Here is a 16563-nt window from a genome sequence, read left to right on the forward strand (position 1 = left end):
GGAGTACGGCGTGAGTGTTGAGCATCGCCAAGGCCGGACCTGGCCTCAGGACGGCGGCGAGACTGGAGCGCTGATCCGGGCACGGGATTGGTCGGCTGAGCCACTCGGCGCTCCGGCCTCGTGGCCGAGTGCCCTTCGGACCACCGTCGACCTGGTCCTGCGCACGCCGGTTCCGATGGTCCTGGGCTGGGGGCCTCGTGGCTTCCTTGTTGGCAACGACGCTGCTGCCGCCTTGACCAGCACGAGGATGTCGGAGTTGGTCGGCACCCGGCTGGAGGAGGTCTGGCCGGAGCTGGCCGGGGATGCAGCTGATCCGCTCAGGGCGGCGCTTGCTGGCAGAGCCACTGAGTTGAGCGGTGTGGCGCTCGGGCCGACACGGGCCCGGCTCGACCTGACCTGCTCCCCGCTCGTCGACGAGAGTGACGAACCCGTCGGCATGCTGATGATCCTGCGCGACGCTAGCCCAGCCTCCGCGCGGACAACGGATCGGGACCGGGCCGGCGTGTCCGAGTTGAGGCGCCAGATCCGCAACACCCTTGGCGTCACCCGCGCGGTGGTAAGACGCAGCATCCAGACGAGCGACACGCTGGAGGAACTCGCCCTCCATCTCGATGGCCGCCTCGACGCGATCGCGCGCGTGCAGTCCATCTTCGGCGGCGAACCGGCGGTCGGTGCCGACGTGTCGTTGGTGGTGGCCGAGGAGCTGCTCGCCAATCGAATCCGCGAGGGCGAGCAGGTGACGCTGACCGGGCCGGACGTGCGCCTGCCGCAGCGGCTGGGCGAGCGACTGGGTCTGGCCATCCATGAGCTGGCCATCAACGCCTTCGAGCACGGCGCGCTCGCCCTGCCGGCCGGGCGGATCGCCATCAGCTGGCAGGTGGACGAAGCGACTCCGCGCCGGCTGGTTCTCACCTGGAAGGAAAGTGGCGGCTTGACCCTCGTGGGAGCGCCTCAGCGCACGGGCTTCGGCGCCGAACTGCTCCTGAAGACGCTGCCCTACGAACTCAAGGCCGAGGTCGCCTGGGAGGTTGAGCCGGGCGGTCTGCGCTGCGTGATCGCCCTGCCTCTTCCGCCACGCGACGCGCCTCAGGCGAGGAGCGCTTCGGCGACCTGACCAGCGACGACGGGCTTGCCGAAGAACCGCGCCCGCGCGTAGCGCTTCGGGATCGTCTCCTGGTCGTAGCCGGTGGCGAACACGAACGGGATCCCGCGGGCTTCCAGCGCGTCGGCAACGACGTAGGCCATCTCACCCTGCAGGTTGATGTCGAGCACGGCGCCGTCGAGGCGTGCCGATGCATCGATCAGGTCGAGAGCCTCCTCCACGCTCGGCACCGGGCCGACCACTTCGGCGCCGCGGCTCTCGAACACCTCCGTGAGCTCCTGAGCCAGGAAGTACTCGTCCTCGACCAGGAGCACGCGGTAGCCGGCTGATGGGTCCGTCGATGTCATGATGAAGGCCTTTCCCGTCTGGGCGGTCGGGTGAGCGGCAGGTCGAGAGAGCAGCGCACCCCATCCTCGCCCAGCTCGTAGTGCGTCCGGGCCTTGAGCGCGTAGGGCAGCGCCCGCTCGATCAGCTCCCGGCCATAGCCGCGTCGGGACGGCTCTGCCTTAACCTGAATTGGCGCGCGCCCGTGCTCGTTCCATTCCACGATCAGGCGCGGCTCCTCGCCATCCGGCTGATGCGTCGACCAGGTCACCTCCAGGCGGCCTTGCTCGGCCGCGAGAGCGCCGTACTTGCGGGCGTTGGTGGCGAGTTCGTGCAGCGCCAGCGCGAGGGTCTGCACGATCGAACTGCGCAGCCTGACGTCCGGTCCGTCGAGCCGGATGCGATCACCCATGGTGCTCCCGCCCAACGCATCGAGCGAGGTCCGAACCAACTCGCCGATGGTGATGCGCGGCTGCCCCGAGCGGGAGAGCAGAGCATTGACCCGCGCGAGCGCGTCCAGGCGTTGGCCGAACTGCTCCTTGAAGGAAGCCAGCGAGCCGCTCCGCTTCAGGGTCTCCTGGAGGAGGGATTTGACCACGCCGAGGAGGTTGCGGGTGCGGTGCTGCAGTTCGACGACCAGAATCTCCTGACGCTCCTGCAACTCCTTCAGCTGCTGCACGTCGGTCGTCGTGCCGAGCCACTCGACGATGCCGCCGCTTTCGTTGCGAACCGGCGCGGAGCGGGTGTGGTGCCAGAGGTACGCGCCGTCCGAAGCTCTCCGAACCCGGTACTCGACGCTGATCGATTCAGTCTGACCGGCCTGCCTCCAGGCCGCCATGGCGGCTTCACGGTCATCACGGTGGACAACCTCAAGCCAACCGAAGCCGAGGCTCGCCTCCAGGCTCTGGCCCGTGAAGGCCTGCCATTGCGGGCTCGACCAAGTCCAGTGGCCCATATCCCCCGACCGCCAGACGAGCTGCGGCATCCCTTCGGCAAGCGTGCGCAGCCTCTTTTCACTGTCAGCCAGGGCCTGCTGCATCCGCCGGGGCCCGGTGACGTCTTGACCGATCTTGATGAACTCGCGTGCCTGACTGTCCACATCGACCAGAGGCTGGGTGGAACCGTTGATGAAGATGCGTGTCCCGTCCTTTCGCAGATGTTCTCGGACGTTCGGAGCCACCCCCTCGCGGACTGCCGTTTCCAGCTCCTTCTGAGGCTGCCTGTTGGCGACGTCTTCCGGCACGAAGGTCAGCTCGACCGACCGGCCCAGGATCTCGGCTTCCGACCAGCCGTAAACAGCGGCAGCGCCGGCCGGCCATGAGGTGATGATGCCATCCCGATCGATGGTGAAGATCGCGTAGTCGCGCACGCTCTCCACCAGGAGCCGGAATCGCGCCTCGCTCTCGCGCAGCGCCCGCTCGTGCCGTTTGCGATCGGTGATGTCGAAGACGAGAGCGTGGAAACCGTCGACCTCGCCGGCTTCATTGCGATGCGGGACGTAGTTTTCCTCCGTCGTGCCCCAGAGCGTCGGGTCGGCAGCTCGCCAACCCTCGTCCTCGAAGCGGACCTGCTCACCAGCCAGCGCCCTCTCCATCCACGGTCGCAGGTTGGCGAAGATCTGGTCACCGGCGACCTCAGCGACGGTGCGGCCGAGGATCTCGTCCTTCGGCTTCCTGAAGAAGCGAACGAACTCCTCGTTGACCACGCGGTAGCGAAACTCGCGGTCGTAGAAGCCGATCATCGCCGGAACGTTGTCGGTGATGATCCGCAGTTCCTCCTCGCGCCGCCGCAGCGCCTCCTCGGCTGCTTTACGCTCGCTGATGTCGAGGTTGATGCCGGACCAGCGGCGGATCGATCCGTCGCTCCCCTTGAGGGGCACAGCGCGCACGTTGGTCCAGCTCCAGCCGCCACCTGCCTGTCTCAAACGGAACTCGGCATCGACGTTCCGACCCGCGGCGACGGCCGCTTGCCACTGCCGCTCGGCGAAGGCGCGATCGTCGGGATGGATCGCGTCCAGCCATCCATACCCCAGCCATTCCTCCAGCGTCTGGCCCGTATAGGCGCGCCAGCTCGGGCTGTCGGCCACGACCACCCCGTCGGCATCCGCGTCCCACACGGCTTGAGCCATGCCCTGCACCAGCCCGCGGAAGCGCTCCTCGCTCTCGTCTATCCGCGCCTGCGCGACCTGCGCCTGGAGGCGAAGCAGTTCCTGCTGCGCCGCCTTCCAGTCGGAGATGTCCTTCGTCGTCGTCGCCACTCCGTCCCCAAGCTTCACGACCGACTGGTAGAACCAGCCGTCGAACTGCTCATGCACGTAATGCCGCTCGTCCTGTTCCGGCCTGCCCGTCTCGGTCACTCGCTTGAAGGCGTCGAAGATACCTTCCACGACCACGCCCGGATTGCGCCGGAGCAGGCTTTCACCATTGACCTTGCCGTACCGGCTCTCCGAGGTGTGGTTGTTCAGCACCCAGCGGAAATCGATGATCTCCCCTTCTTCGTTGCGGATCGCCACAAACACCTGGATCATGTCTGTCGAGGCATCCATCGTCGCCTGAAGCAGGTCGCGGCTCTCGTGAAGCTCCGTTGTGCGCTCACGGACCTGATGTTCCAATTCAGCCCGGTGTTGCTCCTCGACCTGGCGCAGTCTTTGTTGTGCATCGTGTCGCGCGGTGACATCGGTGCCTGTACCGAACCACTCGACGATCTCGCCACCCGCGCCAAGGATCGGGACGGCCCGCGACAGGACCCAGCCGACCCCGCCGTTGGCAAGGCGAACACGGTGCTCCAACTCGAAGAGCGACGTTGTTCGGATCGCCTCGTCGATGGCCGCGAAGATCACCGGCCTGTCTTCGGGCAGGAGGTACATCTCGGCCCAGTGCTCAGCCGACTCGACCGTATCGGCCAACACGCTCCGGCCGGACAGCTCGTACATCTGCCGCCAGTCTGGGCTCATGCGATACAGCATAGTGGCGCCGGCTGTGACGAGCGCGCGGAATCTCTCCTCGCTTCGACGCAACGATGCCTCGATGCGGGAGCGCTCCATGGCCGCCCAGGTTCGCTCGGCGGCTTCCTCGACGAGGGCGATCTCGCCAGGGCTCCAGCGACGCGGACGAGACGAGACCGCCGCCATCGAGCAGAGCGGGCTCTTCTCCCCCCGCCGCACCGTCGAGGCCACCATGGCGCGCATGCCCAGAGCCCTGCTGCTGGCACGCTCGGCCTCCGACAGGCCGCGCCTCTCGAAATCGTCCTCGATCACGAACGTCTTGTCGAGCACCTGCTCGTAGGCGTCGGGAAAGTCCGACAGGCGAACCTTGGCTGGAAGGGGAGGGACGGTGTCGTTACCGACTTGATAGGGAAAGTCCGCCTCGTCGTCGGCCGGCCTGTAGTACGTGATGTAGCAGCGATCGAGCCGCAGATGGTCGAGGAGCATGGTGAGGGCGCTCTTCGCGATCGCATCCGCGTCCGGCTCCGCCCGCAGGGTGTCGGAGAACTTGAGCAGGAATGCCTGTCGCGTCTCGCTCTCGCGCAACACCATTTCCGCAGCGACGCTGGCCGTGATGTCCGCCGAGACCCCGACATGGCCGAGATAGCTGCCATCATCGTCGAAGAGCGGCCGCGCGAAGTTCTCGAACCAGCGCCACTGTCCGTCGTAGCGCCGGAGCCGAGTCCGGTCCCGCCATGCCCGGCGTTCATGCACCGCCGCCAGATACCCGGCGACGTAGTCCTCGACGTCGTCGGGGTGGATGAGCCTGTGCCAGCCCGCGCCGCGGATCGCGTCCGCCGGCTCGCCCGTGAAGTCGAGGAAATGCGCGTTGATGAAGAGGTTCTCGCCCTTCTCGTCGTTGCGCCAGATCAGGGCAGGGGCTGTGTCGGCGAACGCGCGGAACCGCGCCTCGCTGTGTCGAAGCGCCTCCTCCGCGTCCTTGCGCGCGGTCACGTCGCTTGCCGTGCCGAGCCACTCGCGGATGTCGCCCGCGCCGTCTAGCAGCGGCACGGCCCGTGACAATTTCCAGCCGAGGCTCCCGTCCGTGCGCCGGACGCGGTGCTCCAGCTCGAACATGGTTTTGGATCGGATCGCGTCCTGAATGGCCGCCGTCACCTGCGACCGGTCGGCCGGGTGAATGTAGGCTTTCAGCCACTCGGCGCCCAGGCTCGCCGTGTCGGCGAGGAAGCCCCGACCGTCGAGCTGCCGCATCTCGCTCCAGTCCGGGCTCATGCGGTAGATGACGTCGGAGCTTGCGGTCACGAAGGCGCGGAACCGTTCCTCGCTCTCATGAACGCGCTCCTCGGCGCGCTTGCGCGCGAGAATATCCTTGAACAAAACGCCGACCTGCCGCTGCTCGGGCGGCCCGATGCGGAATGCGTAGACGTCGTACCAGCGTCCGAGCGCCTCGGCACGATCCTCGAAGCGTTCCGGCTGTCCGGTGCGTGCGATCCGGCCGTATGTCTCAAACCAATGCGCCTCAAGATCGGGCGCCAGCGCCTTGATGGTTTTTCCGACCGCGTCCGTCAGGCCCGTCTGCTGCTCGAAGGCCGCGTTCACGGACAAGAATCGGTAGTCGACCGGATCTCCCGCATCATCGAACAGGACCTCGATGGTGCAGAAGCCTTCGTCGATGGCGTTGAAAATGTGGCGGTATCGAGCCTCGCTCGCCCGCAGCAGAGCCGCCGAGCGTGCACGCTCCCCGAGTTCGACCCCGGTCATATGGACGTAGGCGACTCCCCCGTCCGCCTCACGCACGGGCATGAGCAGGGCATCGAAGATCTCGGTCGCCTCTCCCTCGCCGCGTGTATCGAGCGGCTGCCCCGCGACCTGCACGGTCTCGCCCGCGAAGGCCCGCTCGTAGAAGGGAGCAACCGTCGCCCAGCCCTCCGGGAAGGTCTGCTGGAGCGGTCGCCCGAGGGCCGCAGGGTGATGGTCGCCGTAGAGCGCGGCGGCGGCATCGTTGTAGACGAGGATGCCGTCCCGACCGCACGACAGGGTCGAGACCAGCGGACAGGCGAGCACCTGCTCGACCATCAGCTTGAGACGGTCCGACCATGTGGCGATGGAGCCGAGCGGCGTGGCGGCCCAGTCGAACGTGCGGATGCGCTCGGCCATCTCACCGGCACCGTAAGGCCAGTCCGTCACCGCATCGTGCTCCTGTCGTGTTCAGCCATGACGGTCAGCGAAGCTACGAGCCTTGGCAGGACCCAAGCCCAGCCGCACCCGGCAGCGTCCCGGACCCATCGACCTTGCCGGCAGCCTCGTTCATGCAGACGCCAGCCATGCCATCGTACAGCGATTGAGCAACCAGTGGGCGATTCAGTCGACGACCCCTCTGACGACCTGTGCGTCCAGCCATGATCAACTTCGTTCGATGTTGATGTATGTTTATATCTGAGGGAAAATATTCAGGAAAGCTCGCGAAGCGGCCGGAGCTGGCCCAAGCAGCGGCCGTTGGCCCGATCGGAGCGGGGCTGAACCGGAATGGTTCATGGCGGAGAATTGTGCGGATCCCTGCTCCCCGTCGTCGGAGGGGGATCGCCGGCTGGGAAGCCGTTCGGCCGTCGCGCATGTCCAGGAGGCACTCCTCGAACCAATGCATGACCCATGCGTTTGCGATCGATCCCCTCCATACTGGCTTGGGGTATAATGAAGGATCAGGGAGGTCTTCCGGAGGTGACGTGTCAGCACGGGCCGCAGGCCGGAGAATTCATCGTTAGAGGCGATCGGTGTGCCGGTTCGGACAGTCGGCCCTGCGTTGGGTGCCCCATCCGCCCGACCGGACAAGCGGATTGCCGATGACGGTGCCAAATCCATTCCTGCTTCCGGGAAACGAGGCGGCGCTCCTCGCCCTCGTCGAGGCCGTGCGGGCGACCGGCTACGCCTTCACCACGGTGACGCCCGCCACGCACGAGATGGTGAATCGCCGATCCGGCAACGCCGAGGCACGCGACCTCCGCGACGTCCTCGGCTGGAGCCGGCCGTTCCGGCCGGATCTGCTGCCGGGACAGATCTTCGGCCTTATGCAGGAGTCCGGCGCAGCCGTACCCGACGGCGCGCTGTGGCGGCCGACGATCCGCCTGTCGAGCCTCGACGGCGAGCTGTTCCTGCACTCGGCCTTCCCGCCGCTCGCCGCCGACGCCGTGTTCTTCGGGCCCGATACCGTCCGGTTCATCCGGGCGGTGACGGCGCATCTGAGGACCCGCACAACACCCCCGCACCGCGTCGTCGATCTCGGTTGCGGTTCGGGCGCGGCCGGGATCGTGGTGGCCAAGCGGGCGCCCGCAGCCGAGGTCACGCTCGTCGACATCAACGAGGCGGCCCTGCGCGCGGCCGCCCTGAACGCCCGCGCGGCCGGAATCGCCTCGGTCGTGCCGCGGGCGAGCGACCTGCTCTCGGACGTCGCGGGCGAGTTCGACCTGATCGTCTCGAACCCTCCCTTCATGATCGACCCCGCCGGGCGCGCCTACCGGGACGGCGGCGGCGAGAACGGGTCGGGCCTGCCCCTAGCGGTGGTCAAAGCGGCGACGCGCCGGCTCGCGCCAGGCGGCGCGCTGGTCCTGTTTAGCGGAACCGCCATCGTCGCGGGCCGGGACGCCTTCCGCGAGGCGGCGGAACGCCTGTGCGCCGAGGCCGGTCTGGCTTGCGCCTACGACGAGGTCGATCCCGACGTCTATGGCGAGGAGCTCGCGGGCCCGGCCTACGCGGCGGCGGACCGTATCGCGCTCGCCGTGCTGACGGCGACGCGGCCGACGACCTGACGATGCGGAGCCTGACCATGCCCAAGACCACCGGGGCCACCGAGACCGCCGCCTTCCTGCGCGATGCCCGCGCCGGCCTGTCGGCGCAGGTCCGGTCCCTGCCGGGCAAGTACCTGTGGGACGTCGAGGGCTCGACGCTGTTCGACCGAATCTGCGGCACGCGCGACTACTACCCGACCGGCCGCGAGATGACGCTCTTGCCTCACGTTGCGGCGGAGGTCGCCGGCCTGATCGGGCCCGGTGCCACGGTCGTCGAGTACGGGAGCGGGGCGAGCCGCAAGATCCGCGTCCTCCTCGATGCGCTCGCGCAGCCCACCCGCTATGTCGCGCTCGACATCTCGTGGGACTTCCTCAAGGCTGCCATCGACCGGCTGAGCCTCGATTATCCCGGCGTCGAGATGATCTCGGTCCATGCCGACTATTCGCAGCCGATTGCGCTCCCGGTCGACCTCGCGGGCGGGCCGGTGCTCGGCTTCTTTCCCGGCACCAGCATCAGCAACTTCTCGCGCCCGCAGGCGGTCGCCTTCATGGAGCGCGCCAGGGTCACGCTCGGGACGGGCTGGTTCCTGATCGGCGTCGATCCGACCCGCGACCGCGACCGGTTGCTGCGGGCCTATGGCGGTGCCGACGGCCTGATGGCGGCGCTCCACCTGAACCTGCTCGCCCGGGCCAACCGTGAGCTCGGTGCCACCTTCAAGCTCGATGCTTTCCGGCACGAGGCGCGCGTCCTGCCCGAGCCGTTCCGGGTCGAGGCGCATCTGGTGGCGACCCGGGACACCGAATGCCACCTCGAGGGCGAGGTCCATCGCTTCGCGGCCGGCGAGAGCATCCACACCGACAATTCCTACAAATACGCGCCCGAGGCGTTTCGCGAGATCGCGCGTGAAAGCGGCTGGATCCCCGAGGCGGTGTGGCTGGACGAGCTCGGCGTGTTCAGCCTGCACCTGCTGCGCAGCTCCTGACGCTGCCGGTGCAAGTGGACCGGTGCAAGTGGACGCCGAACGCGGCGCATAAAGCTGATCTCAAGACCAGCGTCGGGAGACAGGACCCGCGTGAGGGAAGATAGACACGTATGAGGATGCATGTGCAAAGAACGTCGTTCGCCTTGATCGGGCGAGAACCGGCGTCGAGCGAGTGGTCGGATGCCGGGTCCGGCGCAGAATTGTCGCGCAACGATCCTTTACCCCACGGGCCGGCTCACCTGCCGCTGCCCCGAGACGACCGCCACCACCCGCAAGCCGAGGCCTTCAGGGCGTTCATCGACGAGGCGGGCTTCCCGTGCGTTGGGGCCAAGGCGGCCTTGTCCCGAGGCCAGATGCGCATCCTCGTCGCACGCAGCCTGACCTCGGCATGGGATGATATGCGGATCTACCCGGCCCTGCTCGCTTTCGCAGCGCGCTACCGGGCGAAGCCCCACCTGTTCCAGAGTTTCGCCGTCGTGTTCGAAGGGCCGGATGGCGGGGATCCGGGGCGGTTGAGCGAGGAGGCGTTCGAGCGCCACCTCTGGGAGCGCCTGCAATCGCTCGCCGACAAGGATGCCTGGCTCGGCCACCCGTGGGACGAGCGCGTGGCCGCCGATCCGGGCAATCCGCATTTCTCCGTGAGCTTCGCCGGTGAGGCCTTCTTCGTCGTCGGCCTGCATCCCGCGGCCAGCCGCCCAGCGCGGCGCTTCTCCTCGCCCGCCCTGGTGTTCAATCCCCGCCGGCAATTCGAGCAACTGCGCGAGGCCGGGCGCTACGAGAAGCTGCGCGCCGCGATCCTGAAACGGGACGTGGCGCTGGCAGGCTCGGTCAACCCGATGCTGGCGCGCCACGGCGAGGTCTCGGAGGCGCGCCAGTATAGCGGCCGGGCCGTCGAGGAGGGTTGGCGCTGCCCGTTCCAGCCGCCGGGACACGCCGAAGCGCCCCGAACCGACGCCCCTCAAGCAAGTATTCCCCAAGCAGGCCCTCAGAGCCGGAGACCATGATGTGCGCTGACGATCGCGCCCACGAGATCGCGCCGCGATCGGGCGTGGCCTTCACCCTCGACAAAGGCGACCGCCTGACCGTCATCGACCCGCGAGGCGAGCAGGTGGCGGATCTCCTCGCGTTCAACCGACACGACCTCGACGAGGTCGTCTCGTCCGGCCGCACCCTCGATTACGCGAGCCGGATCTATCTGACGACGGGAGATGCCCTCTACTCGAATCGCTCGAACGTGCTCCTGCGTATCGTCGAGGACACGGTGGGCCGGCACGACTTCCTGCTGACGCCCTGCTCGGCCGACACCTTCCGCATCATCTACGGCGACGCGCAACCGCATCGTGGCTGCTTCGGCAACCTCGCCGCAGCGCTGGCGCCGTTCGGGATCGCGCCCGACCGCATACCGGTGGCGTTCAACTGCTTCATGAACGTCGTCATCGATGGCGCGACGGGGACGCTCAGCGTCGAGCCGCCTCTCAGCCGAGCCGGCGACCACATCACCTTCGAGGCCGTGACAGACCTCGTCATCGGCCTGACCGCCTGCTCCGCCCTGCAGTCGAACAACGGCCGCTTCAAGCCGATCCACTATCGCGTCAATCCGTATACGACCGGTGGACAGAAATCTTAGATGTCGGCGGCCCACCAAGTGCTGCTAAATAGCGAGTCTCCGCATGAAGATCGGCCAGGGATATATTTTATGTGCGGAGCGTCGGGTCGATGGACACACAGATTTTTCCGTCAACTTTTTGCACGACCCACGCGGCAACGGCATCAATGCCCTCGAACACACGGTTCAGCGGCAAGTGGCGGCAGGGACCGTAGCCGCTTTCCAGATACCATTGATGCCATAACTCCGCTTCGCAGCGCTTGCGGGTCATTCTCAATAAAATGCAGATAATATTTTTATTGAGTACAACGACGCAGCCGTCTCGATCGAACGTGCCTAGCGGTCCAATATAAGTATGGTAAAGTGCAATATTTTTCCTCATTCAGATATTTTATTGTATCTTACAATGTCTCTCCATAACATAGATTGAATTGGAGAAGGTGCTATGGCTCCTTCGGGGCCACCGTCCGACCGCATTGCAAGCGGACGGTAGTCCAGTCCCATGATTTTGATGTACCTTCCTGACGAAGTGGCGTCTGCTACGCTGAAAAATGGTTCAGGGCCGCTGCTGGTTTGCGGAAGGTCCACGGCTCTACGGAGGAGCGCTCGGCCACCTGTCTCATGCCGCCCAGATCTGGCACAAAGTCGCTTTTGTCTCCTGCATCCCCGTGACGGGATCGAAGCCGTAGGTGGTGACGGTGTTGACGCTCTCGCCGAGGACGACCGGGTCGGTGTCGCGCGGGTAGTATCCCCGCATGTCCCGTCCCTGGTACCAGCCCGAATAGTGGAAGGGCATGAAGGCGACGCCCTTGGCGACCCGGTCGGTGACCAGCGCCTTCACCTTGGTTTTGGCGGCGTTCTCCGGGCCGTAGACCCAGACGAACTGGCCGTCCTTGATGCCGCGCTCCACGGCGTCCTGGGTGTTGACCTCGACGAACATGTCCTGCTGTAGTTCGGCGAGCCACGGGTTCGAGCGGGTCTCCTCGCCGCCGCCCTCGTACTCGACGATCCGGCCCGAGGTCAGAATGATCGGAAACGCCTGAGCGATGCCGCGCTCGACCGCCGCCTGCTGCACCGAGAAGCCGACATTGGGCATGCGGAACTGCCGCTCGTCCGGCCGGGTCGGGTACTTCGCGACGAGGTCGGGCCGGGGCGTATAGATCGGCTCGCGGTGGACCGGCACCGGGTCGGGCAGGTTCCAGGCATTCGCCCGCGCCTTGCCGTTGCCGTAATGCATGACCCCGTGGTCGAGGCAGACGCGCTGGATGCCGCCCGACAGGTCGGTCGACCAGTTCACCGCGTCCGGGTTGCTGCCGCCGATCCGTTGGATCGTGGCGAGCTCCTCCGCCGTCAGGTCTTTGTCCCAGCCGAGCTTGCGCATCACCGCCATGCTGAACTCGGGATACCCGTCGGTGAGGTCGGAGCCGAGCGAGAACGAGTCCTCGGCGAGCAGCGTCTGGCCGTTGCGCTCGGTGCCGAACCGGGCCCGGAAGGTGCCGCCGCCGTCCTTCACGTGGAGCGCCGTGTTGTACAGGATGGCGCTGCCGGGGTGCCGGATCTCGGGCTTGCCCCAGCACGGCCAGGGCAGGCCGTAATAGTCGCCGCCGACCTCGGGCACGTCCTTCGGCGCGCGCAGGGTGACGATGTCGAAGACGTGCTGGTTGCGGATATGGGCCTTCAGCCGTTCCGGGCTCTGGCCGCAATAACCGGTCGACCAGCCGCCGCGGTTGATCTCCCGCAGGATGTCCTCCGCCAGGGGAACGTTGTTCTCGACCTTGATGTTCTTGAACAGAGATTCCGCGAAGCCGAGCTTCTTCGCCAGAAGGTAGAAGAACTCGTAGTCGTTCTTCGACTCGAAGGCCGGCTTCACGATCTGCTCACCCCATTGCAGCGATCGGTTCGAGGCGGTGCGGCAGCCGTCCATCTCGAGCGAGGTGCATATCGGCATCAGGTAGGTGTTGTCGCGCCGGGCATTCAGGGCCGCGAAGGTGGTGGGGTGGGGATCGGCCACCACCAGGAGATCCAGCTTGTTGAGCCCGTCGAGGGCCTCGGGCAGGCGCGTGACGGTGTTGCCGCCGTGGCCTGAGATCATCATCGCGCGCAACCGGCTGCGCTGGTCGACTTGGGTTGCCGGCAGGTTCACGGCGTCGAACCACCGGGTCGAGGTGAGCCCCGGGGTCTCCATGTTCTCCTTGCGCGAGCGCGCCTTGCGGGACCCCGTGGCGGGCACCTCGTCGAAGTGCGACTGCAGCCAGTCGTACTCGACCTCCCAGACCCGGGCCCAGTGCTTCCAGCCGCCCTCGACGAGGCCGTAATAGAGCGGCAGGCTCGTCACATCGAGCCCCATATCGGTGGCGCCCTGGACGTTGGTGTGGCCGCGGAAGATGTTCGCGCCCGTCCCCGGCTTGCCGACATTGCCGGTGGCCAGGCACAGGATGCAGAAGGCCCGCACGTTGGCGGTCCCCACCGTGTGCTGGGTCGCGCCCATGCACCAGATCAGCGTGGCGGGCTTCTCCTTGGCGAAGAGCTCGGCGACGTGGCGCAGCTGTGCTCCCGGCACGCCGGAGACCCGCTCGACCTCGTCGGGCGTCCACTTCGCGACCTCCTTGCGCACATCCTCCATGCCGTAGACACGTTGGGCGATGAAGTCGCGGTCCTCCCAGCCGTTCTGGAAGATGTGCCACAGCATGCCCCAGATCACCGGAATGTCGGTGCCTGAACGGATCCGGACGTACTCGGTCGCATGCGCCGCCGTGCGGGTGAAGCGTGGGTCGATGACAATCAGGTTCGCGCGGTTGATCTCCTTGCCCGAGAGGATGTGCTGCATTGAGATCGGGTGCGCCTCGGCGGGGTTGCCTCCCATGACGATCATCGTCTTGGCGTTGCGGATGTCGTTGTAGGAATTGGTCTGGGCGCCGTAGCCCCAGGTGTTGGCGACGCCCGCTACTGTGGTCGAGTGGCAGATGCGCGCCTGATGGTCGACGTTGTTGGTACCCCAGAACGCCGCGAACTTGCGTAGGAGGTAAGCCGCCTCGTTGGTGTATTTGGCCGAGCCGAGCCAGTAGACCGAATCCGCGCCCGATTTGGCCCGGATGGCGAGGAGCTTGGTTCCGACCTCCTCGATCACCTGATCCCAGGAGATGCGCTGCCACTCGCCGTTCGCGAGCTTCATCGGGTATTTCAGCCGCCGCTCGCTGGTGACGAGCTCACGGATCGCCGCGCCCTTGGCGCAATGGGCGCCGCGATTGATCGGGCTTTCCCAGGACGGCTCCTGGCCGACCCAGACGCCGTGGACCACCTCCGCTGTAACAGTGCAGCCGACCGAGCAGTGGGTGCAGATGTTCTTTCGGATCACCGTCTCGGCAGGGTTCGCCGAGGAGCCAGCGGCCTCGGCCCGGCGCACCGCGCCGAACCTTAAAGCGCCGAGGCCCGCAAGGCCGCCAACGGTCAGGCCGGAACGGCGCAGAAAGCTGCGGCGGTCGAGGGCAGGCGTGCCGTCCTGCACTACGGCACTCGAACGCTCCGGCCCCGATCCTCCGGTCCGGCGGTCCCCTTGGGGGCTTGTTCGGCGTCGTACCAGCATGAGCCTGCTCCCGACGTATCGTTGACGCACATGCGAGGCGGGTCGCGACCGCTCCATCGGCGGCGCGCAGCGTTCGAACCGGACGGGCATGGCCGCACCAGCTTCTCAGATCGCGGAGGCAGCGCGTTCACGCGCGTTAAATCGAACTGGATTTCCCGCGGTGGATTGGGCGAGGGATCCGCCGTCACGGCAGCCAGCGCGTCGGCATCGCCCGCGCGCTTCTCAAGGCCGCGCCGATCCTCATCCTCGACGAGGCGACCTCGGCGCTCGACACCGAGACCGAGATGGCGATCCAAGCCGCGATCGTGCGGCTGATGCGCGACCATACGGTGATCGCGGTGGCGCACCGCCTCTCGACTCTCACCACCTTCGACCGCATCCTCGTCGTCAGCGAGGGACGGGTCGTCGAAGACGGCACCGTAGCCGATCTTCGCGCGGCGGACAGGCTGTTTTCCCGGATGTGGCAGCTCCAGGCGGAGGGGCTGTCGGCCGACGCGGTGGTGGATGCGGCGTGAGGCCGAGGCGACCACGCACGGCCTTCTCTCGCCCCTCGCCGCTACCGGCGGGCGTAGAGATAGGCCGCCACGTCGCGGGCCTGGGCTTCCGAGATTCCGGTGACCGGCATCGCGGTGCGCGGCGAGGCGGCTTTCGGGTCGACGATCCAGCGCACCAGGTTGTCGGGCGTGTTGGGAAGGACGCCGCCGAGATAGACGCGCTCGGCGAGCCCGCGCAGCGGCGGGCCGATCCGCCCACGGGGACCGGCGAGGTCCGGGATCTCGTGGCAGCCGGCGCAGCCATAGGCGATCATCGGGCCGGCGGCGCGGTCGGGCTCGCCCCCGGTGAGGCGCCGCGCCAGATCGGTGCGCTGCCGCGCCTGTGCCCCGCGATGGAGGACCCCGCCGCCCGCGGCCGTGAGGGCGGCAACCGCAGCGAGGAGCAGGATGGCTTTACGCCGCATGGGCTCGCCCCACCGTCCGGGAGCCTGAGCGCCGGATCCACAGGCCGGCCAGCGCCAGGGCCGCCGCGGCGTAGATGAGCCCCGCCGGCACCCACATCATGAGCCCGGCGAGCTGCTGGTCCTCCACAGGCGTGAGGCCCCACTCGGCCGCGGCAAGCGCTTGGCGCGGGTACCAGAGCCGCGGTGAGATCGTCAGCAGCACGCCGAGCAGGCCGGTGTGGAGGCTCGTCACGAATAGGGCGAGGAAGGCGACGCCGTAGCCGCGCCAGCGAGCAGGGCCGAGCAGCGCCCACCAGAATAACAGTGCCGAGACGAGGAAGCTCAGGTGCTGGAGCCAGTGGGCGAGGGCGCTCACCAGCACCCGGTCGTAGAGGCCCGGCATGTGCCAGGCCCACAACGCCGCGCCGTGCAGCAGCGTCGCGGCAAACGGCGTGCTGAGCGTCCGCCAGGCCGGGCTGAGGAGGGGCAGGTGGCCGATGCCCCCGACGAATCCGCGCCAGGCGGCCGGCAGTGCCCAGAGCATCGTGCTGCCCGGGCGAGCGAGGACGAGGAGTGGGGCGGCGACCGCCATGATGAGTTCGTGCTCGATCATGTGGGCGGTGAATAAACGCTCGCCGAGCCAGTGCAGGGGCGAGAGCAGCGCCAGGGCAAGCACCGTCCAGCCGCCCCAGAAGCAGGCAACCTGCCAGCGCCGCACCCCGCGCCCATGCCCTGCCCGCCGCCACAGCCGATGCGTGCCGGTGAGGAACAGGATGGCCGTGGCGTAGAGCGGGACGATCACCCGCAGGTCGGCGGTCCAGGCCGGCCCGGCGAGCAGCAACTCGCCGATGTCACCCCCGTGCGCGTGGGCCGCGGCCGGCCACAGCAGGAGGGGGAGAGCAGGGGTCAGGCGCCGTCTGCTCATCGCTCGCACCCGCTGAAGACGAGTCCCGCCGCTCCGTGGACCATTATGGCGAGGGCGAAGAGCAGCGCCAGCAGCACGCCCATCGCGGCGACGAGGCGGTGGGGACGCCCGCCGTCCGGCGCGTCTAGGGAGCCGGCCCGCTGGCCCGGGACAGTCGCCGCTTCGGGCGGCCGGCGATAGGAGCGCCACGACAGCAGGCCGCCGAACAGGCTGACCAGGATGAGCAGAGCTGCCAGAGCCGTGACGGCGGGCAGCCGGTGAGCGCAGTCCCACGAGACCAGGGCGTAGTTGCCTTGCGTGCTCGCCAGCCACGCGACTGGGCCGGCATAGAGTCCGGCGGAGGGCCATCCTCGGACGAGCAGGCGGCGCATCGTCGG

The 16563-nt window shown here is 67.5% G+C and carries 13 protein-coding genes; 6 read left to right on the forward strand and 7 right to left on the reverse strand.

The features are described from left to right. Positions 1-175 precede the first annotated feature (175 nt). Positions 176-1114, forward strand: a complete 939-nt coding sequence (locus tag VQ03_RS04395; RefSeq protein WP_053078402.1) for an HWE histidine kinase domain-containing protein — start codon at positions 176-178, stop codon at positions 1112-1114. On the opposite strand, the gene VQ03_RS04400 is transcribed toward VQ03_RS04395, so the two are convergent. Then, complete coding sequence (locus tag VQ03_RS04400) at positions 1087-1449, reverse strand: response regulator (protein WP_048449641.1); 363 nt, start codon at positions 1447-1449, stop codon at positions 1087-1089. The genes VQ03_RS04395 and VQ03_RS04400 overlap by 28 nt on opposite strands. After that, a complete protein-coding gene (locus tag VQ03_RS34250) occupies positions 1446-6527 on the reverse strand; it encodes a PAS domain S-box protein (RefSeq protein ID WP_157063953.1) in 5082 nt (1693 codons plus the stop codon). Before VQ03_RS34250 ends, VQ03_RS04400 begins: the two co-directional genes overlap by 4 nt. Before the next feature lie 683 nt (positions 6528-7210). On the opposite strand from VQ03_RS34250, the gene VQ03_RS04410 reads away from it, so the two are divergent. The 4 genes from VQ03_RS04410 (at position 7211) to VQ03_RS04425 (ending at position 10762) form a co-directional block, all read left to right on the forward strand. Next, the gene (locus VQ03_RS04410; protein WP_048449642.1) at positions 7211-8173 is read left to right on the forward strand and encodes a methyltransferase; all 963 of its coding nucleotides are present in this window, start codon (positions 7211-7213) and stop codon (positions 8171-8173) included. Positions 8174-8190: 17 nt separating this feature from the next. After that, positions 8191-9135 carry an L-histidine N(alpha)-methyltransferase gene (gene egtD / locus VQ03_RS04415; RefSeq protein WP_157063954.1) on the forward strand — a complete coding sequence of 315 codons (945 nt, stop codon included), beginning with the start codon at positions 8191-8193 and terminating at the stop codon, positions 9133-9135. Positions 9136-9374: 239 nt separating this feature from the next. Continuing rightward, a complete protein-coding gene (gntA, locus tag VQ03_RS04420) occupies positions 9375-10139 on the forward strand; it encodes a guanitoxin biosynthesis heme-dependent pre-guanitoxin N-hydroxylase GntA (protein ID WP_048449720.1) in 765 nt (254 codons plus the stop codon). After that, on the forward strand, positions 10139-10762 hold the full coding sequence (locus tag VQ03_RS04425; protein ID WP_048449644.1) for a DUF1989 domain-containing protein: 624 nt from the start codon (positions 10139-10141) through the stop codon (positions 10760-10762). The genes gntA and VQ03_RS04425 overlap by 1 nt, the downstream gene beginning before the upstream one ends. Before the next feature lie 67 nt (positions 10763-10829). On the opposite strand, the gene VQ03_RS32705 is transcribed toward VQ03_RS04425, so the two are convergent. Both VQ03_RS32705 and VQ03_RS04430 read right to left on the reverse strand, forming a co-directional pair. Continuing rightward, the gene (locus tag VQ03_RS32705) at positions 10830-11012 is read right to left on the reverse strand and encodes a hypothetical protein (protein ID WP_157063955.1); all 183 of its coding nucleotides are present in this window, start codon (positions 11010-11012) and stop codon (positions 10830-10832) included. A gap of 348 nt (positions 11013-11360) precedes the next feature. Then, a complete protein-coding gene (locus VQ03_RS04430; RefSeq protein ID WP_048449645.1) occupies positions 11361-14324 on the reverse strand; it encodes a formate dehydrogenase subunit alpha in 2964 nt (987 codons plus the stop codon). A 284-nt stretch (positions 14325-14608) separates the two neighbouring features. On the opposite strand from VQ03_RS04430, the gene VQ03_RS04435 reads away from it, so the two are divergent. Beyond that, on the forward strand, positions 14609-14839 hold the full coding sequence (locus VQ03_RS04435; protein WP_048449646.1) for a hypothetical protein: 231 nt from the start codon (positions 14609-14611) through the stop codon (positions 14837-14839). Between the two features lie 41 nt (positions 14840-14880). Here VQ03_RS04435 and VQ03_RS04440 read toward each other — a convergent pair whose 3' ends face one another. Genes VQ03_RS04440 through VQ03_RS04450 form a run of 3 tightly spaced genes read right to left on the reverse strand, consistent with a single transcriptional unit; the run spans position 14881 to position 16557 of the window. Then, positions 14881-15282 (reverse strand): c-type cytochrome, encoded by a 402-nt coding sequence (locus VQ03_RS04440; protein ID WP_048449647.1) that lies wholly within the window; start codon positions 15280-15282, stop codon positions 14881-14883. Continuing rightward, positions 15272-16186, reverse strand: a complete 915-nt coding sequence (locus tag VQ03_RS04445) for a cytochrome c oxidase assembly protein (RefSeq protein WP_048449648.1) — start codon at positions 16184-16186, stop codon at positions 15272-15274. Before VQ03_RS04445 ends, VQ03_RS04440 begins: the two co-directional genes overlap by 11 nt. After that, on the reverse strand, positions 16183-16557 hold the full coding sequence (locus VQ03_RS04450) for a hypothetical protein (RefSeq protein WP_048449649.1): 375 nt from the start codon (positions 16555-16557) through the stop codon (positions 16183-16185). Before VQ03_RS04450 ends, VQ03_RS04445 begins: the two co-directional genes overlap by 4 nt. Positions 16558-16563 lie beyond the last annotated feature (6 nt).

It is taken from the genome of Methylobacterium tarhaniae, assembly GCF_001043955.1.
Lineage (GTDB): Bacteria > Pseudomonadota > Alphaproteobacteria > Rhizobiales > Beijerinckiaceae > Methylobacterium > Methylobacterium tarhaniae.